This window comes from Aquirufa esocilacus (assembly GCF_042715595.1).
Lineage (GTDB): Bacteria > Bacteroidota > Bacteroidia > Cytophagales > Spirosomataceae > Aquirufa > Aquirufa esocilacus.
On record NZ_JBBKXX010000002.1, the window covers coordinates 16,537 to 36,904 of the forward strand.

The window sequence follows — 20,368 nt, forward strand, 5'->3', positions numbered from 1 at the left end:
CCTTCTTGGAGGGACTTTTTTTATTTTCATTACCTTCGTATCGAAATACAACACACCCCATGGGATTATTCGATTTTTTTAAAAAGAAACCAGAACCGCAGCAGCAAGAAGAAATTCAAGCATTAGAGCAAGGTTTAGAGAAAACTTCGTCCGGATTATTCTCTAAAATCGGCCGTGCGGTGGTGGGAAAATCGAAAGTAGATGAGGAGGTTTTAGATGAATTAGAGGAGATTTTATTAACATCAGATGTGGGTGTAGCTACCACATTGAAGATTATTGAGCGTATCGAGCGCCGTGTTGAACGCGATAAATACGTTTCAACAGAAGAATTAGACAAGGTATTACGGGAAGAAGTGGCAGCCCTTTTAGAGGAAAACCAATCATCTTCTTTAGAGAACGCCTTTGCTGAACCAAAGCAAAAGCCCTATGTCATCATGGTGGTGGGCGTAAATGGAGTGGGTAAAACCACGACCATTGGCAAGTTAGCCTCTCAATTTCACCAAAATGGATTAAAGGTCGTATTAGGCGCCGCAGATACTTTCCGTGCTGCAGCAGTAGATCAATTGAAGCTATGGGGTGAACGCGTAGGCATTCCGGTGATTGATCACGGAATGAATACGGATCCTGCAGCTGTGGCTTATGATGCCGTAAAACAAGCGGTGGATATGAATGCGGATATCGTGATAATCGATACGGCAGGTCGTTTGCATACTAAGGTCAACTTGATGACCGAACTAGGTAAAATCAAACGCGTCATTCAAAAATTCATCCCAGAAGCACCACATGAAGTGATGCTTGTTTTGGACGGATCAACAGGCCAAAATGCGTTTATCCAAGCCCAAGAGTTCACTAAAGTAACAGAGATTACCTCCTTAGCGATTACAAAACTAGATGGCACGGCTAAAGGTGGGGTAGTGATCGGTATTTCAGATCAGTTCAAGATTCCAGTTAAATACATTGGAGTGGGGGAAAAAATCTCCGATCTCCAAGTATTCAACAAGACCACGTTCGTGGATTCGCTTTTCGCGAAGAAATAATTATTTAGCCTTTTCTTTTGCCCAGGTATCTTTTAAGGTAACCGTGCGGTTAAATACGAGCTTTTCCGAAGTAGAATCCGGATCTAAGCTATAATAACCCTTGCGGATAAACTGTAAGGCTTGGCCCTCTTTCGCTGCTTTCAGCCCTGGCTCCACATAGACTTTAGGTACAATTTGAAGTGATTCAGGATTGATAAATTTCAAGAAATCATCACCTAATTCAGACGCATCTTCCACGATCAATAAGCGGTCAAAGTTACGAACCTCCGCTTCTACTGCATGAGCCACGGATACCCAGTGAATCGTTCCTTTCACGGAAACACCACTCGTATCTTGCCCAGACTTACTTTCTGGAATATATTCTGCATGCACTTCCGTCACATTGCCAGCCGAATCCGTTTTGAAATCCGTACACGTCACGATATAAGCTCCTTTCAAACGCACCTGCAATCCTACGCCTAAACGGAAAAATTTCTTAGGCGGATCGATCATGAAATCATCGCGCTCAATGTATAATTCATTGGAGAATGGAACCGAACGCTTCGTGATTACCTCGGCTTCTGGATTATTTTCAATCTGCAAATCTTCCGTTTTATCGGCTGGATAGTTCGTGATTACTAATTTAATCGGATCTAAGACGGCCATCACGCGATCAGCAGACTTATTTAAATCCTCGCGAATACAGAATTCCAACAAGCTTAAATCGATCAAATTATCACGCTTCGCTACTCCGATACGCTCGCAGAAATTGCGAATAGATGCAGGTGTAAAACCACGTCTACGTAAACCTGAAATTGTAGGCATACGGGGATCATCCCAGCCATTCACCACTTTTTCGTTCACTAACTGCAATAATTTTCGCTTGCTCATCACCGTGTGGGACAAGTTCAAACGTGCGAATTCATATTGATGAGATGGGAAAATCCCTAATTTATCTAAAAACCAATCGTATAATGGACGGTGAACGTCGAATTCTAGAGTACAAATAGAATGGGTGATTTCTTCGATGGAATCACTTTGTCCGTGAGCAAAATCGTACATCGGATAGATGCACCATTTGTCTCCAGAACGGTGGTGTTTCACATGGCGAATGCGATACATCAACGGATCACGCATGTGCATGTTCGGATGCGCCATGTCAATTTTTGCTCTTAGCACCTTCTCGCCGTCCGCATATTTTCCCGCGCGCATGTCACGGAATAAGGTCAAATTCTCTTCTACACTGCGGTTTCTGAAAGGACTGTGCGTACCCGGTGTGGTAGGCGTTCCTTTTTGGGCTGCGATCTCTGCTGCCGTCGAATCATCTACATAGGCAAAGGAAAGCGTGATTAACTTCTCTGCGAATTGGTATAAATCTTCGAAATAATCTGACGTATATAATTCATTTGCCCAAGTAAATCCTAACCAGGAAACATCCTTCTTAATCGATTCCACATATTCTGTTTCCTCTGTCACCGGATTTGTATCATCAAAACGCAAATTCGTCCCTCCGCCAAAACGCTGAGCCAACCCAAAATTCAAGCAAATACTCTTCGCGTGACCGATGTGCAAATAGCCATTCGGCTCAGGTGGAAAACGAGTCAGAATACCTTGTGCGTATTTTCCAGACGCGATGCCTTCCTGAACGATTTCTTCTAAGAAATTAAGTGATTTGGGTTTTAATTCTTCCATGTATAATTCCGTGTCGACGAATAAATTTGAGCTGTAAGGTTCAAAAATAAACATTATTTGCCAAAATCCGTAATTTGCAGACCGATATACCTATGAGAAAACACATCCTACTCTTCGCCCTCCTATTTTTAGGCGCTTTCCAAAGCTTCGGCCAATGGAAATCGCTCAACTTAGACACGAAAGCCTCCTTTAGAGCCATTCGATCCTACGGTTCACACATTTGGATAGGCGGAACCCGTGGAACCGTCATTCACTCAAGTGACGGAGGCGAACACTTTATGATTTCACAAGTTCCAGAAGCTGATTCTTTAGACTTCCGAGACCTAGCGATACTCGACGAAAATACCGTCTTATTGATGAGCGCTGGCCCGGCAGAGAATGGCGCAGCCAAGATTTTCCGCACAGAGAATGGAGGAAAAAGCTGGAAATTAGCCTTCCAAATCAAGGAGAAAGGCTATTTCTTTGATGCCATTCTTTGGGAGGGCAACCAAGGATTGGTTTTGTCCGATCCTGCGGGCCCATTCTATGGCTTAATTCGCATACGCGATAAAGGACGCAACTACGAAGTATTGAACCCTATGAATCATCCAGCCTTGCAACAAGGGGAAGCTGCCTTTGCAGCCAGTGGATCTAGTTTACAAAAAACAAAAAAGGGCTATTATATCGTAACCGGAGGCGGCGAAAAAGCAAGGGTCATGTACGGTAAGGATGCGCTACATTGGGAAAGCATTTTTGCGGAAATACCTGGCGGCGAAGGAACCGGTTTTTTTGGTCTAGGTGTTCGCAATCCGAAGAACTTATGGATCGCTGGTGGAAATTATTCCCGCATTAAAGAGGGGCCCGTACCAGTTTTAGAAAGTAAAGATGGCGGGATGACTTGGTCTCCAGTCGCTGGTGCACCTGGGTATTATGTCGAAAAAATGCTGTGGGCAGCGCCGTATTGGATTATATCTGGGCCGGCAGAGAGCTCGGCTTTTGACCCTATGAAGAAGCGTTGGATTAGTTTAGGTAAAAGTCCCTACCACAACATTTGTCAGGTGGGGGATCGGATCTACGGTGTAGGTGGAAGAGGCCAAATCGGTTTCATTAGCCTCTCCCAAATACAGCAACTATTTCTTTCTAAAGAATAAAGAAATAGGCGTTCCTTCTAAATCGAATGCTTTACGCATCTGGTTTTCTAAGTAACGCTCGTAACTTTCCTTGATATACTGCGGTAAATTGCAGAAGAAAATGAACGTCGGATACGGGGTGGAAACCTGCGTACAGTATTTAATCTTAATGTACTTTCCTTTCCAAGCGGGTGGCGGATAACTCGCGATCACATCTAGCATCACATCGTTCAATTTCGACGTTGAAATCTTCTGTGTACGGTTTTCGTACACTTTAAGCATTAATTCTAACGCTTGGAAGATACGCTTCTTCTCCATGACCGAAGTAAAGATCACTGGCATATAATTCAACGGTGCCATACGTTCCTTAATCGCTTTCTCTAATTGAATCGCAGTATTCGTGTCTTTCGCCACTAAATCCCACTTATTAATCATCAATACAATTCCTTTCTTCGCCTTGTCCGCCATGCTGACAATGTTCATATCCTGCGCCTCTAATCCGGTTAATGGATCAATGGTCGTCGCATCGATGATGATTATCGCCACATCGCATTCCTCTAAAGCTTTCATCGAACGCAAAACAGAGTAATACTCGATGTTATCGTCGATACGTGCTTTTCGGCGAATACCAGCCGTATCTGTGATGATGAAATCTTTCCCAAACATCGTGTAGTGATTTTGAATCGCATCCCGCGTGGTTCCAGCCTCATCCGTTACAATTGACCGATCTTTACCTAGGATAGCATTCAAAAAAGAGGACTTTCCTACGTTTGGACGACCTAAGATCGCCACGCGTGGAATGCCTAATTCTGGATTTTCGATTCCTTCATCCTTGAAATGAGAAACCATCGCATCGAGCATATCACCTGTACCACTTCCACTTTCAGCGGCAATCGCAAAGGGATCACCTAAACCTAATTCGTAAAATTCAGCTGCAGCATAAGCCTTCTCGTGTGTATCGGCTTTGTTCGCGATCAAAATAACGGGTTTCTTAGAACGACGTAAAACGTTCGCAAAATCCTTATCTAAATCCGTTAAACCCGTAGAACAATCTACCACGAACAATAATACCGCCGATTCTTCAATGGCTAATTCTACCTGCTCGCGTATTGCTCCTTCAAATTTATCTTCGGATCCATGCACGTATCCTCCCGTATCAATCACGGTGAAGAAACGTCCTGTCCATTGACCGTAACCATAATGGCGGTCGCGCGTCACCCCAGACATGTTGTCCATGATAGCCTTCTTTTGTTCGATCAAGCGATTGAACAAAGTAGATTTCCCTACATTGGGACGCCCCACAATTGCAATAATATTTGACATTCTATGTTAAATTAATCGAGTGAATACCCGAATGAACGCAGCTTGTCGGTCTTCGCACGCCAATCAGGCTCCACTTTGACAAACTGCTCTAAAAATACTTTTTTACCAAAAAACTTCTCCAAATCCTCTCTTGCCTGAATTCCCACTTTCTTGATATTTTCACCTTTATGCCCAATGATGATCGCACGCTGCGATACCCTTTCGACATAAATCTCCGTAGCGATACGTAAAATGGTAGGCTCTTCTTTAAAAGAAGTCACCACTACCTCACACGAATAAGGAATCTCTTTTTTATAATTCAAGAAAATCTTCTCTCTAACAATCTCAGAGGCAAAGAACTTTTCTGGCTTATCTGTCAGCTCCTCCTTATCAAAAAAGGGTGGATGAACAGGTAAATGCTCCATGAGATGGCTAAAGATTTGGTCCAAATGAACCGATTCTAACGCCGAAATAGGGATAATCGGCTTACCAGGAAAAATTCCCTGCCAATACGCGACTTTCTCCTCTAACTTCTCCATGGTCACTAAATCGATCTTGTTTAATAAAACAAGAATAGGTGTATCCGTAAAATCTTTCCAATTGGTCAAAAAGTCCAAATCTTCAAATTCGTCAAACACATCCGTCACATACAACACTACATCCGCATCCTCTAAAGAGCTTTTCACGAACTGCATCATGGATTTATGCAATTCATATTTTGGCAATAAAACACCAGGCGTATCTGAGTAAACAATCTGATATTCAGTACCCTTATGCTCTCCATTCAACATCCCCAAAATCCGGTGACGTGTCGTCTGCGCTTTCGAGCTCACAATCGAAAGTCGCTCCCCCACTAATGCATTCATCAGCGTACTCTTACCCACGTTGGGTTTTCCAATAATGCTGATAAAGCCTGCTTTGTGTTCTGGGGTCATAGAAATGTAACGTATAATCTGCCTCAAAAAGGATAGGCAAGAATAATTTCTACAAAGATACTTGTTTTTTCCCAAAGAAACGTGCATCTTTGCACTCCCAATTATATCGCGGGGTGGAGCAGTTGGTAGCTCGTTGGGCTCATAACCCAAAGGTCGTCAGTTCGAGTCTGGCCCCCGCTACAAGAATTTCAAAACGGTTGTACTCAAAAAGTATAACCGTTTTGTTTTTTATCATTACTCCCAAATCAAAAAAATTATCGGATTCCAGAGCAAAGTCTTATTACCGCAATTAATAGACACAGCATTTATTTAACGGAATTTTGGCAATTAACGACGAGATTTGCCTCTTTTTAAATTTTTTAAAAAATTGAAAGTTTTGATTTTAATCTTTATTATTGAACTCTAAACAAACAATTATGAAAAAAATCGCAGGAATTTTACTCATCATCTCATCTTCATTGGCATTAATCAGTCAATTGGTTAATTTGCCCGAACAATTCAACTATTTAAGTGGCTTTCAACTATTTGCCTCGCTACTAATTTGGCCTTTGCAAACAATTTCATTGTTATTACTAGGCATCTATTTAGTAAGTGACAACAATTCTACCATTCCAGTTCAGAGTGGATCTAGTTTTAATCAAGATTTTAATCCAGAAAATTCAAATCCCTATGACGTTCCATCTACCGGATTGAATATCATCTCATTTTTAATCCCATTGGTAGGATTAATTGTTTACCTAACAGAAAAAGACAAATCTCCTATCAAGGCCAGTTCAGCTGGAAAATCTGCTCTCTGGGGCGTGGGAGTTTCTTTTGTATTAGTCATCATCTCCGTTATCATTTCGATTTCAATTATTAACAGCCTAAATTAACCTGGCGAATTATTGTCAGGTGTTACATCAAAAGAGGTCTTACAAAGGCCTCTTTTTTTATGCCACAAAATTGATCTTATTTGACCGCTAAATAAATACCAATACCGCTAAATAATTCCTTCAACAAGGTTCAGCTCAAATACACTAGGTTTACAATCGTAAATACGTGCTCATGAGAAAACACCTGAAAATTCCCGGAATAGATCAATGCCCAGTTGATGACATCGTTAGCATAGAGGGTAAAGGGAATTATACTACTATCTTTTTAAAGAACGGCCAAACACCCACGATGGCTAAAACATTAAAGAAGTTTGAATCTCAATTACGCCTTGGCACATTCATTCGTATTCACAAGTCCTATTTAGTGAACAAAGTAAATATCACAGGACATGACTTAAACGATACCAAAACTGTCAAGACCATCCTAAACCAAGCACTACCAGTTTCTCGTAGAAAACTAGATTTAGTCAGAGGCCAATTAGCCTAAATAATTGCCAAAATAGTTTCGATTAATTAACGGTAATGTGCAAACAACCGTTTCTTTCAAACTTAACGTAGCATTGATTCAACTGGTTGTACTTGTGTAAAATTTTCACAAACAGTTCCACTTGACGTTTATTTTTTTTACCAAACTTCCTGTAGTTAACATCGAATGTTTTCCCTTTTAGGTGGGCACTTTCTCCAATCGCATTCGCATTGTTTTTTCGCAATCTGGCTACGCTTTCAAGCGTGCGTGTACCACTAGATAGTTCGATTGGAATAGCTGTCAGCTGTCGACTCCTACAACTGTCTTCGTATTCTTGGCTTAACTTACGAACAAAATCGCGACACTTAGGTAGAACAAAGGGTTTTGAATAAGGCATCTGACTAATATGTAATGCATCACTCGCCTTTAGTTTAACTAACACACCCTTATCCAATAAGTTGATTAAGCCTTTATCATTTCGCTGAGGCACTATACCCTCCTTTTGATATGCCTTATTATGCTGACTAATTCCATCTGTAAATAAGATAGCGCAATTAGGACAAATTCCATTATTTACATATTGCCCGTAAGTATACTGTAGATAATAATACCGAACTACTCTTTTAATATCCTTAAACAAGAATACAAAGAGCACAAAAAAAACAGCTAGGACCAGAAAATATAATTTTTTGAATTTAATTATATTCACTGGCCCTAGCTGTTGACTACTTAACTTAAATCTTATTTGGCTTGTGGCGCCATTAAGCTAAAGAATTGATCTAATTTAGGCGTTACAATAATCTCCGTACGGCGATTTTGCTTACGTCCTTTGGCAGTTTTGTTCGCTGATTGTGGCTCAAATTCTCCACGACCACCCGCTGTTAAACGCTCTGGATCTACATCGAATTTAGTTTGCAATACACGAACTACCGATGTAGCACGCTTAGCAGATAAATCCCAGTTGTCTTGGATACACTCAGTAGAGATGGGTTGTGAATCAGTATGACCTTCTACCAATACGTCTAACTCTTTGTGATCATTTAAGACTTTCGCCACCTTTGCTAACACAGCCACTGCTTTAGCATTAACTACGGCACTACCTGATGCAAACATCAAGTTATCTGAGATCGAGATATACACTACCCCTTTCTTCACTTCCACCGTTACATCTTCATCATTCACATCTGCTAATGAACGCTTCAAGTTCATTACAAGAGATAAATTCATTGAATCTTTACGTTGGATAGATGAGTTCAAATCTTTGATGTATTTCCCTTGCTCGTTTAAGGCATCTAAAGACTTGCGAATACTTTCCGCACCTGATTTATTGATAACTGAAAGATCAGATAAACGATCTAATAAGTTGGTATTCGTTTTCTTGAAGTAATCTAATTGCTCTTGCAATGTTTTCAATTGACCATTCTTCGCTTCTAAATCAGTATCTCTCTTTTTCAATTCACCTTGAAGGCTTGCCGTTAAAGATTGGCAATCTGATAAATCAGCTTTGGCTTTAGACACAGTCGAAGCACTAGAAGCCTGTAATTCAGTTAATTGTGATTCCAAATCCGCTAATTTCTTCTTTCCTACACAAGAGGTAAATAAAAAAGGCATCATTGCGAATACTAAAATTAGTTTTTTCATAACGCAGTGTTTGTTTAATTATCAAGCAAAAATAAGGATCTCCTTTAATATACGTATCCCGAAATACGTTTTTTTCTAGATTGTTTTTAAAATTTCTCCGGCGTCCTCCCCCAAAACCTGATTGACCGTACCCATCACATCAAAAAATACAGCCAATTTTTCTGGATCTATTCGATCATAAATCAACTTATTAAACGCTATGACCCCTTTGCGGGCTTGGTCCCGTTTTTTCTTTCCAATTTCCGTTAAAAATATCTTGACGACGCGCTTATCCTCATAATTAGCCGAACGCTCAATCCATTTCTTATCCTCTAAAGTCTTCAACATACGAGTCAAGGATCTAGCCTCTAAACCTAAAGCAGGGGCAATCTTGGTGGCGGGCGTACCGTCTTTGTCGATATGCAATAATACATAGCCAATCGCCATGGTCATATCAAATTGAGCGGCATAGGTATTATACATACGACTGATGGCATACCAGCCAGTCTTGATGTGAAAATCAATCGTTTCTTCTGCTTTCATAGAAATTCTGTTTGTATGCTAACATACGTTTGAGCAAAAATGGATCAAAAAAAAATAGGATGCAAGCATCCTATTTTCAAATTCCTATAAAAGCAATCGATTATTGTACTCGATTACCTTTCATTCTTTTCGAATTCACTTTTAAGCCATTTAAAGAAGACTTCATAATCATCAGGCGAACACGAGGTGTTTTGGTCACTGACTTAGTCAATCCTTCGTATTTCTCATTGTACACTAGGTATTTATTTCCTTCAAAGTTCAAATGAGAAATAGACGAGTTACCTGATTCATCTACCAGCTGATAGAAATACTCTCCGCGTTCCCCTAAAACAGGCGCAAAGATCAAACTATTTGATTCCTTAGCTGGATTATCAAAAGAGACATACAATTTACCTTCTACTTCTTTCAACAAGGCTCCCGGTGTCTGCTTCTCTAAACTAACTCGATTAATCGATTTTCCATTTTTGAAGACTAAAGCCCCTGCTTTCACATTGGCGTCCGTTGAACTCATCTCTCTTTCCAATACCAAACCATTATCATTGTAAAACTGAATCTTCTGCAAAGGGATGTTATTCTCTTTTACAGTAGCTAAAATCGAACCAGTCAAAAATTCTTGTTGAGAACAAGAACTAAACAAGGCGGTTGCAAACAATAAAATGGCCAGTTTTTTCATGAGAATGTTAGTTAACGCCTTCGGCTAAAACAAGAACTCGATTATTCAAAACTTCAACAACTCCTCCTTCGATTTGGAAGACCTCTTTATCAGCCGTTAATTCTCCTTTAGCTAAAGTAGAAACGATCGCTGCGTGGTCATTTAAAATTTGGAAGGAACCATTAACGCCAGGCAAAGTCACTACAGATGCTTCTGCAGAGAAAACTTTACGATCCGGTGTAATAATTTCTACAAACATATTTTTTTTTATTTAGCAGCCTCAGCTAATAATTTCTCTCCTTTTACCACTGCATCCTCAATAGTTCCTACTAAGTTGAAAGCAGCTTCTGGAAGGTGATCGTATCCACCATCGATGATCGCGTTGAATCCTTTGATCGTATCGTTGATGTCCACTAGAACGCCTTTTAAGCCTGTAAATTGTTCTGCCACAAAGAAAGGTTGTGACAAGAAACGTTGTACACGGCGAGCGCGAGAAACGACTAATTTATCTTCTTCAGATAATTCATCTAGACCTAAGATCGCAATGATATCCTGTAATTCTTTGTAACGTTGTAAGATTTCCTTCACACGTTGCGCCGTATCATAGTGAGAATCACCTAATACTTCTGCAGACAAAATACGAGATGATGAATCTAATGGATCCACCGCTGGGTAGATACCTAATTCAGCAATCTTACGAGATAATACCGTAGTAGCATCTAAGTGGGCAAACGTTGTTGCCGGAGCTGGATCCGTTAAGTCATCGGCAGGTACGTAAACTGCTTGTACCGATGTAATAGAACCACGCTTCGTAGAAGTGATACGCTCTTGCATCGCACCCATTTCTGTTGCTAAGGTTGGTTGGTAACCTACCGCAGATGGCATACGACCTAACAGGGCAGATACCTCAGAACCCGCTTGTGTAAAACGGAAGATGTTATCGATAAAGAATAGGATATCACGACCTTGACCTTCGCCATCGCCATCACGGAAGTGTTCCGCCACCGTTAATCCTGATAAAGCTACACGTGCACGTGCTCCTGGAGGCTCGTTCATTTGACCGAACACTAAAGTTGCTTGAGACTTCGCTAATTCCGTGTTATCTACTTTAGAAAGATCCCACTCACCCGCTTCCATCGCGTGCTTAAATTCCTCGCCATACTTGATAACGCCTGATTCAATCATCTCACGTAATAAGTCGTTACCCTCACGAGTACGCTCACCTACACCTGCGAATACCGAAAGACCTTCGTATGCTTTGGCAATATTATTAATCAACTCCATGATCAATACGGTTTTACCTACACCGGCACCACCGAATAAACCAATTTTACCACCCTTTACATAAGGGGCTAACAAGTCGATAACCTTAATTCCTGTGAATAAAACCTCAGTTGTTGTCGCTAATTCATCAAATTTAGGCGCAGCACGGTGGATAGGCAATCCTTTGTCAGACTTAGGTTGAGCAATACCATCGATGGCATCACCTACTACGTTAAACAAACGACCTTTAATTCCCTCACCTGTCGGCATCGTCATAGGCGTACCTTTATCGATTACCTCTTGTCCACGTTGAAGACCTTCCGTTCCTTCCATCGCAATTGTTCTCACGCGATCTTCTCCTAAGTGCTGTTGCACCTCAAGAACAAGCGTTTGACCATTTGATTTCGTTACTGAAAGAGCATTCAAGATCGCTGGTAAATGTGATCCTTCGCCTTCGAAGCTCACATCGACAACGGGTCCAATTACTTGCGCAACTTTTCCTTTGTTAACTGCGTTTGCCATTTGAATTTTAATTTGTTAGCTAAAAAACTACGATTTTGTATTAGTTCACGAATGCTAATACATTCGGACTGCAAAATTAGCCTCTTAATTCGAATTTACCAAAATAGAAATTAGTATTTTTCAACTATTTTTTGCCAAAATCAGGCAATTTCTTTGAATGAATCGTAGTTTATATGAAATTTAGGAATTCATTTTTGAACCAAAATATGCGCTTAGCTCTGCCCTCATTTTCGAAAAGCATTTTCTATGCCTGTTCAACCTTACTTTTGGTGGCTTTAGGGCTGTGGATACAGGGAGGTCAGGTCCTATTTAACTGGATAGAAGTCTCCGAGATGATCCCTTTTCAAAAGGTGGTGGATACGCAGGCGGGACAAGATCTTCACAGCACGGTTTATTTCATTCGCCAAAATTTCCAAATACAAGCCGCTACTCTGGAGCCCACACCCGAGATTATCGGATTTGTTTTAGCGACTATTGGCCTTTTCACGCTTCTTTTCTCTATTTTACCAGCTTGGCAGACTATGTTAGGAGCTGCTTTATGGTTTGGCATTGTTGCTTTCAGCCTATCTGATGCCTCCATTCCTGCCTTATCCCAAATTATCAGTGGACAGGTCTTCAGCCTCAGCCTATTAGCTCTTACTGGCCTATCCGTTTTGAGTTCGGGCTCGATACCTTCTTTATTACTAAGTTGGTCTCAAGGCTCAGATGTTGCCAGTTCGAAGAAAAATCGATTGATTTTAGGCTTGGTTTGGGGAGTTAATTTGCTGATTACTTTTGGCAATCAACGATTCGATCTAGGTATTCGCACCGCCATTCCTCCTTTCTTCTGGTGGCTACTTGCTACCGGAACATATGTGTACCAAAACAAGGAGAATAAAACCTTACTAGGAATAAGTATTTTGGCCCTATCCGCTCTATTGCCGCTGTTATGGCATGCGAATACGCCTGGTTTGCAGGCCTTAGAAAGCTGGAATTTGATCAATCAGGTAGTGATGGGCTTACTTTTTCCGCTCTTTATATTCCGAAATTTCGATTCTTTACTAGCCAAAAATCTACCTATCCATAAAGTCATTCACAAGGCCGCTTTGTTGCCACTGCATCTCATTCAAATAGGAGTGCTTATTTTGAGCGTGGGTGCTGTTTTTGCTTTCAATTCAGGTGCTTATCACCAAGGAATGGCGGCAAAAGAAAATTATGCCGGTGATGTGTCTGGATTTTTTGGCGATTCTCAAATGGCTGAAATTCATTATAAAAATGCTACGCTACATAGCCGTTTAAATCCGAAAAGTAATCAGAGCCTTGCCGCACTCGCACAACAAGCCGGCGACACCGAAGCATTTGCATATTATGTAGCTGCCAGCCAAAGTATTCACAAAGACCCCTCTCTCTCTATCGCGTTAGCTAATGTTTTTGCTGCAGAAAATCATCCCTTTGATGCCTTATTTACCTTGCAAAAAAGTGACCAAGCTGATCCGCGTGTCGCATCCCAATTAGCCTTGCAATATGAAAGACTAGCCATACCAGATTCTGCCGCTTACTTTTATGAAAAAGCGTATGAACTAGCCCCAGAAAACCCACTTTACAAAGCTAACAAGCTCTATTCAGACGTAGTTTATCGAAAACGGAAACCTGATTTTGATCCCTCTGAAGACCTAGCGATTCAAGCTAATCTTTTAGCAGCTGGAATTCCTACGGCACCAATGAACCCCACTTTTATTCCGAAAGCTGACTTGCGGGACTTGGTTTATCTATATAACGGATTATTCTTTTGGAAAGAAAAAGCACCCATATATGACCTTACAAGCTGGCAAAGATCACTTGGCGACATGTTCCCAGAATTAGAGCTATTAAAATCATGGCAAGTATATCACCACGCTAAACCACTCCTAGCCTTAAATCAATTGAATGTGTCTATCGCAGCGGACACGACCCAGGGTTCGGGCATGATAGGCATTTTGGCTTTTTGGAAATATGGAACGGCTTTTCCTGTGAAGACACCTGTAATTACTCGCCAGAACGCACTCAGCATGCTCGAAAAATACCCATTTCAAGTAAGCGTGTTACAACAGGCGCTTCCGCTTGTTTCTCCGAAAAAAGGATACGATGCAGCGCTGTCAGCTTTGCAATGGAACGAACAGAATCCTGCCTTTTATCCGATCTATGTACAACAGGCATTAAAAATGGGTGAAATTAGTTATGCGGATGAGGCAATGGAAAAACTCCGGAAATTGAATCCCACCCTTTACCAAGCCACGCAAGTGAGCTATTTAGCTGAAAAACAACACGCTCTAGAAAAAACTAAATTCTAAGGCTTGTATAATTAAGTGACATTCTGTACTTTTGCAGTCCTAATTAATTTAAGTAGCGGAGTAAATGGTTCTTTCGCTGCTTAATCATTTAAAGAACCATCTTATATGAATCAAAAAATTCGCATTAAGCTGAAGTCATTTGACCACTCATTGGTAGACAAATCAGCAGAGAAAATCGTTAAAGCGGTAAAAGCTACAGGAGCAGTTGTTTCTGGCCCTATCCCTCTTCCAACAAAAATTGAGAAATTCACTGTTTTACGTTCACCACACGTTAACAAGAAAGCACGTGAGCAATTCCAATTATGTACTTACAAGCGTCTAATCGACATCTTCTCTTCTTCTGCTAAAACAGTAGATGCTTTGATGAAATTAGAATTGCCTTCAGGAGTAGACGTAGAAATCAAGGTTTAAGGACCTGTCAGGTGAAGGCCTACCAGCTGAATCCATGATGAATAAATATTTTGTTTTACCTTTGCAAGCCCCAATCGAAATGATGGGCTGCTTTAACAAATAAAGAAATGAAAAGAACTTTTCAACCCTCTGTACGTAAGAGAAAAAACAAACACGGATTCCGTGAGCGTATGTCTACGGCAAACGGTCGTCGCGTATTGACAAACCGTCGTGCTAAAGGACGTCACAAGTTGACTGTTTCAGACGAAAAAAGAGGCAAATAAGCCATAGATCTTAGAAAAGAAGATTTCTGGTTTGCTATTGTTGTACACTTGGTATTCCTGCTTTGAAATTTACATTTTCTAAATCGGAGCGTCTAACGCACATTAAAATTATTGATTCCTTATTCGAAAAGGATAGTCGAATCGTTGAAGAACGATTTGTCTATCCTTTTCGTGTTTTATACATCCGCCAGAATCCTTTTGAAGCGGATTTGACGAACCCACAAATATTGATTTCGGTGCCCAAGCGTCGATTTTCGAAAGCCGTGGATCGAAATACGCTTAAGCGTCGCATCCGCGAGGCCTACCGCCTGAATAAACCCCATTTTCAAGTAGAAGGAAAAGCAAAACTTCCAGATGTATTGGCTTTTGTCTATATTGGTTCTACGATTGAACCATCCGATAAAATCCACAAGAAAATGGCCGCCATTTTAGACAAATTCACCCAACCGAATGAAGCAGCTAGTTAAAATAAGCCTTTTCGTATTTATGGGTATGGGCTTGTGGGCTTTTAGTCGGGCGGACCAATTATTTGACCTGGCCAAAAACCTGGACATTTACGCCAGCGTCATCAAAGAACTGAATCAATTCTACGTGAATCCAATCGACCCGAACAAGGTCGTTCAAAACTCCATCGATGGAATGCTGGATCAATTAGACCCATACACGGTCTATTATCCGGAAGAAGATTTGGACGAATTCACCACTCTCACCACCGGAAAATACGAAGGCATTGGCATCCGCGCCTCTTGGGTAGACAAAGGCTATTACATTACGTATGTAGACGAATCGAGTCCTGCCTTGCAAGCTGGATTGCAAATAGGCGATCAACTGCTTTCTATTAATGGTAATCAGATCACCGAAGAGTCCGACCCCGGTCTATTAATCAAAGGCCCTAAAGACAGTAAATTAGTCGCAGAAATTAAACGCGGGGATTCGCAGCTGACGTTGAGTGTCAACCGGTCTACCGTTCAAATCAAGAATGTGGGCTACGCGGGTATCATTCGTCCAGGCATCGGGTACATCGAATTAGAAGAATTCAATCAGTCAGCTACCAAAGAAATGAAAGCGGCTCTCGTTCAATTGAAGAAAGAGGGGATGAAGAAGTTGATATTGGATTTACGCAATAACCCGGGTGGCTTACTGACGCAGGCGGTAGATATTTGCAATCTCTTCTTAGACAAAGAAACACCCATCGTGAGCACGAAGGGCAAATTAAAAGAATGGAATGCAACCTACAAGGCGTTGAATCCGAGCTGGGATACGTCGATGCCCATCGTTGTTTTAATCAATCAAAACTCTGCATCAGCTGCCGAAATTGTGGCGGGCGTTCTGCAAGATTATGACCGAGGAACAATAGTGGGGCAACGGAGTTTTGGAAAGGGCCTCGTTCAGGTAACACGTGATTTACCTTATCGGGCAAAAATCAAGATTACCACCGCGAAATACTATATTCCGAGCGGTCGCTGCATTCAAGCGATCGATTATTCAGAAAACAAGGACACCACTAAGCGCGAATTCAAAACGCGCAATGGCAGAAAAGTCAATGCGGGTGGAGGAATCGAACCCGATGTGTTAGTGGGCAGACCGCAGGCGAACAGTTTAACTCAACAATTATTGAAAGAGCGGATCTTCTTCCAATATGCCCGCCTTTTCAAATTAAAACACCCCTCTATCTCGGCTGCTGCTAATTTCCATTTGACAGAACCTGAATTCGAACAATTTGTTCAATGGGTTAAGGCAAGTAAATTCATATACGAGAGTCCGTTAGAGAAACAGATGCGCGATGTGCTGAAAGAAACACAAAAAGATCCTTTGTATGTGAACTTGACGGCGACGCTGGAAAAAATCAAGCCGGAATGGGATTCTTCGATCGCGAAAGAGCTACAGGCAAACAAAAAAGTGATTTCGGCGTTATTAGAACAAGAAATAGTGCATCATTATTACCTGAAAAAAGGGATAAATGAATGGTCTTTTGAACACGATCCGAGCCTATTAAAGGGTGTGGAATTAATTACCAATTTGAAATGAGTCTTATCCTAAGTCTAGATACGTCGACCCAAAACTGTTCCGTTGCCCTCCACGAAAATGGGCAATTGATTACGCAGGAATTAGTGGATGAGGAGGGTTCTCATTCTAAATCGCTGACCCTTTTGATTGAAAAAGTGATGAAGACAGCAGGTCGCGCGCTAGCTGAACTATCCGCCGTGGCCGTTTCAAACGGACCCGGATCTTACACTGGCTTACGTATCGGTTTAGCGACGGCGAAAGGAATTTGCTTCGCTTTGGATAAGCCTTTGATCTGTTTACCGACCTTGCAGGTGTTAGCCTCCGCAGTCGAAGCGCCAGCAGGATCCTTACTTTTGCCTATGTTAGATGCACGCAGAATGGAAGTGTATGCGGCCGTTTATTCGTCAGATCTACTAGAGCTATCTCCACAAGAGGCGCACATTTTAACACCTGAATCTTTTCAAGCGTTTACGCCAGTGATCGCTTTGGGGAATGGATCTGCAAAATGGATAGAAAGTTGCACGCATCCCTCTATCAAGTTCCTAGATGGTCCTTTATTACCTGAGGCTCAATATATGGGAAAATTAGCGCACGAGGCATTTTTGAATCAAACATTCGAGAACCTCGTTACCAAAGAGCCCGATTATTTAAAGGAATATATGGGCACTAAACCAAAACTTAAATCCTTGTAAGATGGCAGAGGAAATCATCAACCGTGTAAACCAAAGTGGACTGACGCAAATCGATCTAGAAGATTTACGCGTTCCGGGTGAGCGTGTTTTCATCGACATCAAGGATCAATTGTTCCAAGGCATCGCCTTGCGCGAGAAGGATTTCAGAGAATTTATCAGTGGCCACGATTGGTCGAGCTATGCTGGGAAACATGTAGCGGTGGGTTGTAGCGAGGATGCCATTATCCCTACTTGGGCTTATATGTTATTAGGAGTACAGCTAACTCCGTTTGCAAAGACACTCGTATTCGGGAATCTAGCAGATTTAGAAAAAACTTTGTTTGAGCAGGCTTTGGCGAAGATAAAGCCGGAAGATTTTCAGGATGCCAAAATCGTTATCAAAGGTTGCTCGAAAGAATCCGTTCCTACCGAGGCCTATCTGAAAATCACTCAATTATTGCAACCGGTGGCGAAGAGCCTGTTTTTTGGAGAACCCTGCAGCACGGTTCCGCTTTTTAAAAGAAAATAAGGTAATTTTGTCCTATGTCCACGGAAACGCAAGCACAATACCAGTTTATTGATAAAATCATCCAGCATCATGTAGGGGAGAACTCCGAGGTGAAGGACTTAGAATTTTTCTACGGGGGTAATTTTAACTTGGCCGTGCGTGTGCAATTGAAAAATGCGGACGAATATTTCATCAAATGGAACCAAGGAGATCACCAAGGTTTCTTTGAGGCTGAGGCAAAAAACTTAGATTTAATTGGAAAAACTTCCTCCATTTCAGTACCGCGCGTAATAGGAACAGGTACGATGGAGGATAAAGAATACTTGATGATGGAATGTATTCCATCCGGAGAAAAGGCAACGAATTACTGGGTGGATTTTGGGGAGAAACTAGCTCGATTGCACAAAAATACGGCTGAAAACGGGCACGGACTCGACTATACAAATTACATCGGTGCTGCGCCACAAATCAATACTTGGAATGAAAATGGCATCGCCTTTTTCATTGAACATCGCTTGCGCAATCAGTTAGCCAGAGCGATATATGATCGTAAAATTGATGCTGACTTAGAGGCCAAATTTGAAACCTTGTTTGAAAAGTTACCCTCCCTTTTACCGAATGAAAAGTCAGCTTTAATTCACGGGGATCTTTGGTCCGGAAATGCAATGACGAATCCGCAAGGATTAATTACACTCGTGGATCCAGCCTGTTATTATGGATTTAGAGAAGCGGAACTTGCCTTTACTACCATGTTTGGTGGATTTGACGAGGCCTTTTATGAGGCATATCACGCGAATTTTCCGATTGAGAAAGGATTCCACAAACGCATTCCTTTGTACAATCTGTACCCACTCTTAGTACACGTGAATCTATTCGGCGAAGGTTACTTGCCTGCCGTTAAGAAGATTGTAGATTCGTATTAACCACTTCATCCACGTCCTTAGCACCCGGGAAAAACGAAACTAGCTTTCGCAAGATTTCTTCCATCACCGCATCCGGGCAGGAAGCTCCGCAGGTTAACAAAACCCGAACCTTTTCTTTTGTTGGGATAAACGCCTGACTAAGCTTTTCTTCTTTGACCACGTTATCAAAATGCAATACCTGGTCACCTGAAATTAATTTTTCCGCGTTCTTAATAAAATAGGTCGGTAATTTCTCGACACACAAATCGACTAAATGAGCTGTATTCGAAGAATTATAACCACCTGCGACAATGGCGAAATCTGCCTCCTCGGCTAATAAACCATAGGTAGCACTTTGGTTATCATTCGTGGCGTAACAGAGCGTATCGCGTGTATCTGCAAAATAATCCTTGATGTTTTCAGGCGATAATTGGAAGTGCAAGCGGATGATTTGACGTAAATAATCCACAATTTCTTGTGTATCCGTTGCCAACATCGTTGTCTGATTGACCACTCCAATGCGTTTTAAATCTTTCGCCGGATTAAACCCAGCTGAATATTGTCCATCAAATTCTACAAAAAACTCTTCCGGTGTTTTTTCTTCTTTAATATAAGCCGCTAAAGCAATCGCCTGCTTGATATCTTTGATAATCAAAGTCGGTGTCACAGATTGAGAATGCGAAAACGTAGCTTTCGTTTCCTCGTGACTAGGTTTTCCGTGCACAATCACCGTATAATCTTTTTTACCGATTGCATCCGCCCGATTCCACACCTTTTCCACAAAAGGACAGGTGGTATCATAAGCGTAGGGATCTATTCCGCGGGATTGCAAGATGGCTTGCGTCTCTAAAGTTGTTCCAAATGCAGGTACAATCACCACATCATTCGAGCTTAACTCTGACCAGTCCACAATTTGATTTCCGTGTGTGTCTTGAATAAAACGTACCCCACGATCCAATAAGTCCGCATTTACGGCAGGATTGTGAATCATTTCAGACAATAAGAAAATGCGTTTATCTGGATTTTGATCGATAATCTGGTAAGCTGTTTCTACGGCATTTTCTACTCCGTAGCAGAAACCAAAATGACGGGACAGCAACACCTCCACCGGACCGAAATCCAAGTGTGTAGGCGTGAAATCTTTCTTTAATTTATCTTGTACTCGACGAGCCTCTTTAATCCGACCGATCAAATTACTCTTAAATAAAGAGGGGATGGAAAAGGATTTCATTTTTTTAAAGGTTCGTTTATGGGGAGGTTGAGTAGTAAATGTACGCTTCTGTGCAATTGAATGCATTTTATAAA

At 41.5% G+C, this 20,368-nt stretch carries 22 protein-coding genes and 1 tRNA gene; 13 read left to right on the forward strand and 10 right to left on the reverse strand.

Annotated features, from left to right (window positions below):
* The first annotated feature begins 59 nt into the window (after positions 1–59).
* On the forward strand, positions 60–1,037 hold the full coding sequence (gene ftsY, locus SKC37_RS05520) for a signal recognition particle-docking protein FtsY (RefSeq protein WP_377980531.1): 978 nt from the start codon (positions 60–62) through the stop codon (positions 1,035–1,037).
* Here ftsY and SKC37_RS05525 read toward each other — a convergent pair whose 3' ends face one another.
* On the reverse strand, positions 1,038–2,708 hold the full coding sequence (locus tag SKC37_RS05525; RefSeq protein WP_377980532.1) for a glutamine--tRNA ligase/YqeY domain fusion protein: 1,671 nt from the start codon (positions 2,706–2,708) through the stop codon (positions 1,038–1,040).
* Between the two features lie 92 nt (positions 2,709–2,800).
* On the opposite strand from SKC37_RS05525, the gene SKC37_RS05530 reads away from it, so the two are divergent.
* Positions 2,801–3,838: a WD40/YVTN/BNR-like repeat-containing protein gene (locus SKC37_RS05530; protein ID WP_377980533.1), complete on the forward strand. Its 1,038-nt coding sequence runs from the start codon at positions 2,801–2,803 to the stop codon at positions 3,836–3,838.
* On the opposite strand, the gene der is transcribed toward SKC37_RS05530, so the two are convergent.
* Entirely contained in the window at positions 3,818–5,140 is a 1,323-nt protein-coding gene (gene der, locus SKC37_RS05535; protein WP_377980534.1) for a ribosome biogenesis GTPase Der, read from the reverse strand. The genes SKC37_RS05530 and der overlap by 21 nt on opposite strands.
* A gap of 11 nt (positions 5,141–5,151) precedes the next feature.
* Positions 5,152–6,054 (reverse strand): GTPase Era, encoded by a 903-nt coding sequence (era, locus tag SKC37_RS05540; protein ID WP_377981073.1) that lies wholly within the window; start codon positions 6,052–6,054, stop codon positions 5,152–5,154.
* A 107-nt stretch (positions 6,055–6,161) separates the two neighbouring features.
* Here era and SKC37_RS05545 point away from each other — a divergent pair.
* From SKC37_RS05545 to SKC37_RS05555, 3 genes are all read left to right on the forward strand, one after another.
* Positions 6,162–6,234, forward strand: a tRNA-Met gene (locus SKC37_RS05545).
* Positions 6,235–6,470: 236 nt separating this feature from the next.
* Entirely contained in the window at positions 6,471–6,926 is a 456-nt protein-coding gene (locus tag SKC37_RS05550) for a hypothetical protein (protein ID WP_377980535.1), read from the forward strand.
* 172 nt (positions 6,927–7,098) lie between these two features.
* A complete protein-coding gene (locus SKC37_RS05555) occupies positions 7,099–7,413 on the forward strand; it encodes a LytR/AlgR family response regulator transcription factor (protein ID WP_377980537.1) in 315 nt (104 codons plus the stop codon).
* 22 nt (positions 7,414–7,435) lie between these two features.
* On the opposite strand, the gene SKC37_RS05560 is transcribed toward SKC37_RS05555, so the two are convergent.
* From SKC37_RS05560 to atpD, 6 genes are all read right to left on the reverse strand, one after another.
* Positions 7,436–8,032 (reverse strand): DUF5715 family protein, encoded by a 597-nt coding sequence (locus tag SKC37_RS05560; RefSeq protein WP_377980539.1) that lies wholly within the window; start codon positions 8,030–8,032, stop codon positions 7,436–7,438.
* A 101-nt stretch (positions 8,033–8,133) separates the two neighbouring features.
* The gene (locus SKC37_RS05565; RefSeq protein WP_377980541.1) at positions 8,134–9,033 is read right to left on the reverse strand and encodes an OmpA family protein; all 900 of its coding nucleotides are present in this window, start codon (positions 9,031–9,033) and stop codon (positions 8,134–8,136) included.
* Positions 9,034–9,108: 75 nt separating this feature from the next.
* The gene (locus SKC37_RS05570; protein ID WP_377980543.1) at positions 9,109–9,555 is read right to left on the reverse strand and encodes a MarR family winged helix-turn-helix transcriptional regulator; all 447 of its coding nucleotides are present in this window, start codon (positions 9,553–9,555) and stop codon (positions 9,109–9,111) included.
* A gap of 100 nt (positions 9,556–9,655) precedes the next feature.
* Positions 9,656–10,228 carry a hypothetical protein gene (locus SKC37_RS05575; protein ID WP_377980545.1) on the reverse strand — a complete coding sequence of 191 codons (573 nt, stop codon included), beginning with the start codon at positions 10,226–10,228 and terminating at the stop codon, positions 9,656–9,658.
* A 7-nt stretch (positions 10,229–10,235) separates the two neighbouring features.
* The gene (locus SKC37_RS05580) at positions 10,236–10,466 is read right to left on the reverse strand and encodes a F0F1 ATP synthase subunit delta/epsilon (protein WP_130895339.1); all 231 of its coding nucleotides are present in this window, start codon (positions 10,464–10,466) and stop codon (positions 10,236–10,238) included.
* Between the two features lie 8 nt (positions 10,467–10,474).
* Complete coding sequence (gene atpD / locus SKC37_RS05585; protein ID WP_377980547.1) at positions 10,475–11,992, reverse strand: F0F1 ATP synthase subunit beta; 1,518 nt, start codon at positions 11,990–11,992, stop codon at positions 10,475–10,477.
* A 206-nt stretch (positions 11,993–12,198) separates the two neighbouring features.
* On the opposite strand from atpD, the gene SKC37_RS05590 reads away from it, so the two are divergent.
* The 8 genes from SKC37_RS05590 to SKC37_RS05625 all read left to right on the forward strand — a co-directional run bounded on the left by SKC37_RS05590 (position 12,199) and on the right by SKC37_RS05625 (position 19,084).
* The gene (locus SKC37_RS05590; protein ID WP_377980548.1) at positions 12,199–14,301 is read left to right on the forward strand and encodes a tetratricopeptide repeat protein; all 2,103 of its coding nucleotides are present in this window, start codon (positions 12,199–12,201) and stop codon (positions 14,299–14,301) included.
* Positions 14,302–14,406: 105 nt separating this feature from the next.
* Positions 14,407–14,712, forward strand: a complete 306-nt coding sequence (rpsJ, locus tag SKC37_RS05595) for a 30S ribosomal protein S10 (RefSeq protein ID WP_130895342.1) — start codon at positions 14,407–14,409, stop codon at positions 14,710–14,712.
* A 107-nt stretch (positions 14,713–14,819) separates the two neighbouring features.
* Positions 14,820–14,975 carry a 50S ribosomal protein L34 gene (rpmH, locus tag SKC37_RS05600; protein WP_130895343.1) on the forward strand — a complete coding sequence of 52 codons (156 nt, stop codon included), beginning with the start codon at positions 14,820–14,822 and terminating at the stop codon, positions 14,973–14,975.
* Positions 14,976–15,037: 62 nt separating this feature from the next.
* Entirely contained in the window at positions 15,038–15,442 is a 405-nt protein-coding gene (locus SKC37_RS05605) for a ribonuclease P protein component (protein ID WP_377980550.1), read from the forward strand.
* Entirely contained in the window at positions 15,426–17,003 is a 1,578-nt protein-coding gene (locus SKC37_RS05610) for a S41 family peptidase (RefSeq protein WP_377980552.1), read from the forward strand. Before SKC37_RS05605 ends, SKC37_RS05610 begins: the two co-directional genes overlap by 17 nt.
* A complete protein-coding gene (gene tsaB, locus SKC37_RS05615; RefSeq protein WP_377980553.1) occupies positions 17,000–17,674 on the forward strand; it encodes a tRNA (adenosine(37)-N6)-threonylcarbamoyltransferase complex dimerization subunit type 1 TsaB in 675 nt (224 codons plus the stop codon). Before SKC37_RS05610 ends, tsaB begins: the two co-directional genes overlap by 4 nt.
* A 1-nt stretch (position 17,675) precedes the next feature.
* Positions 17,676–18,182 carry a DUF2480 family protein gene (locus SKC37_RS05620; RefSeq protein ID WP_377980554.1) on the forward strand — a complete coding sequence of 169 codons (507 nt, stop codon included), beginning with the start codon at positions 17,676–17,678 and terminating at the stop codon, positions 18,180–18,182.
* Between the two features lie 14 nt (positions 18,183–18,196).
* Positions 18,197–19,084, forward strand: a complete 888-nt coding sequence (locus SKC37_RS05625) for a fructosamine kinase family protein (RefSeq protein WP_377980555.1) — start codon at positions 18,197–18,199, stop codon at positions 19,082–19,084.
* On the opposite strand, the gene SKC37_RS05630 is transcribed toward SKC37_RS05625, so the two are convergent.
* On the reverse strand, positions 19,059–20,360 hold the full coding sequence (locus tag SKC37_RS05630; RefSeq protein WP_377980556.1) for a 4-hydroxy-3-methylbut-2-enyl diphosphate reductase: 1,302 nt from the start codon (positions 20,358–20,360) through the stop codon (positions 19,059–19,061). The two genes, SKC37_RS05625 and SKC37_RS05630, sit on opposite strands and share 26 nt — an antisense overlap.
* Positions 20,361–20,368 lie beyond the last annotated feature (8 nt).

What these genes read in the sequence shown, in the direction of transcription:
- SKC37_RS05590 (WP_377980548.1), top strand. Translation starts at nt 12,199, where the DNA reads ATGCGCTTAGCTCTGCCCTCATTTTCGAAAAGCATTTTCTATGCCTGT.
- SKC37_RS05530 (WP_377980533.1), top strand. Translation starts at nt 2,801, where the DNA reads ATGAGAAAACACATCCTACTCTTCGCCCTCCTATTTTTAGGCGCTTTC.
- der (WP_377980534.1), bottom strand. Translation starts at nt 5,140, where the DNA reads ATGTCAAATATTATTGCAATTGTGGGGCGTCCCAATGTAGGGAAATCT.
- SKC37_RS05575 (WP_377980545.1), bottom strand. Translation starts at nt 10,228, where the DNA reads ATGAAAAAACTGGCCATTTTATTGTTTGCAACCGCCTTGTTTAGTTCT.
- ftsY (WP_377980531.1), top strand. Translation starts at nt 60, where the DNA reads ATGGGATTATTCGATTTTTTTAAAAAGAAACCAGAACCGCAGCAGCAA.
- atpD (WP_377980547.1), bottom strand. Translation starts at nt 11,992, where the DNA reads ATGGCAAACGCAGTTAACAAAGGAAAAGTTGCGCAAGTAATTGGACCC.
- SKC37_RS05625 (WP_377980555.1), top strand. Translation starts at nt 18,197, where the DNA reads ATGTCCACGGAAACGCAAGCACAATACCAGTTTATTGATAAAATCATC.
- SKC37_RS05630 (WP_377980556.1), bottom strand. Translation starts at nt 20,360, where the DNA reads ATGCATTCAATTGCACAGAAGCGTACATTTACTACTCAACCTCCCCAT.
- tsaB (WP_377980553.1), top strand. Translation starts at nt 17,000, where the DNA reads ATGAGTCTTATCCTAAGTCTAGATACGTCGACCCAAAACTGTTCCGTT.
- SKC37_RS05565 (WP_377980541.1), bottom strand. Translation starts at nt 9,033, where the DNA reads ATGAAAAAACTAATTTTAGTATTCGCAATGATGCCTTTTTTATTTACC.
- SKC37_RS05580 (WP_130895339.1), bottom strand. Translation starts at nt 10,466, where the DNA reads ATGTTTGTAGAAATTATTACACCGGATCGTAAAGTTTTCTCTGCAGAA.
- SKC37_RS05610 (WP_377980552.1), top strand. Translation starts at nt 15,426, where the DNA reads ATGAAGCAGCTAGTTAAAATAAGCCTTTTCGTATTTATGGGTATGGGC.
- SKC37_RS05620 (WP_377980554.1), top strand. Translation starts at nt 17,676, where the DNA reads ATGGCAGAGGAAATCATCAACCGTGTAAACCAAAGTGGACTGACGCAA.
- era (WP_377981073.1), bottom strand. Translation starts at nt 6,054, where the DNA reads ATGACCCCAGAACACAAAGCAGGCTTTATCAGCATTATTGGAAAACCC.
- SKC37_RS05555 (WP_377980537.1), top strand. Translation starts at nt 7,099, where the DNA reads ATGAGAAAACACCTGAAAATTCCCGGAATAGATCAATGCCCAGTTGAT.
- SKC37_RS05570 (WP_377980543.1), bottom strand. Translation starts at nt 9,555, where the DNA reads ATGAAAGCAGAAGAAACGATTGATTTTCACATCAAGACTGGCTGGTAT.
- rpmH (WP_130895343.1), top strand. Translation starts at nt 14,820, where the DNA reads ATGAAAAGAACTTTTCAACCCTCTGTACGTAAGAGAAAAAACAAACAC.
- SKC37_RS05525 (WP_377980532.1), bottom strand. Translation starts at nt 2,708, where the DNA reads ATGGAAGAATTAAAACCCAAATCACTTAATTTCTTAGAAGAAATCGTT.
- rpsJ (WP_130895342.1), top strand. Translation starts at nt 14,407, where the DNA reads ATGAATCAAAAAATTCGCATTAAGCTGAAGTCATTTGACCACTCATTG.
- SKC37_RS05550 (WP_377980535.1), top strand. Translation starts at nt 6,471, where the DNA reads ATGAAAAAAATCGCAGGAATTTTACTCATCATCTCATCTTCATTGGCA.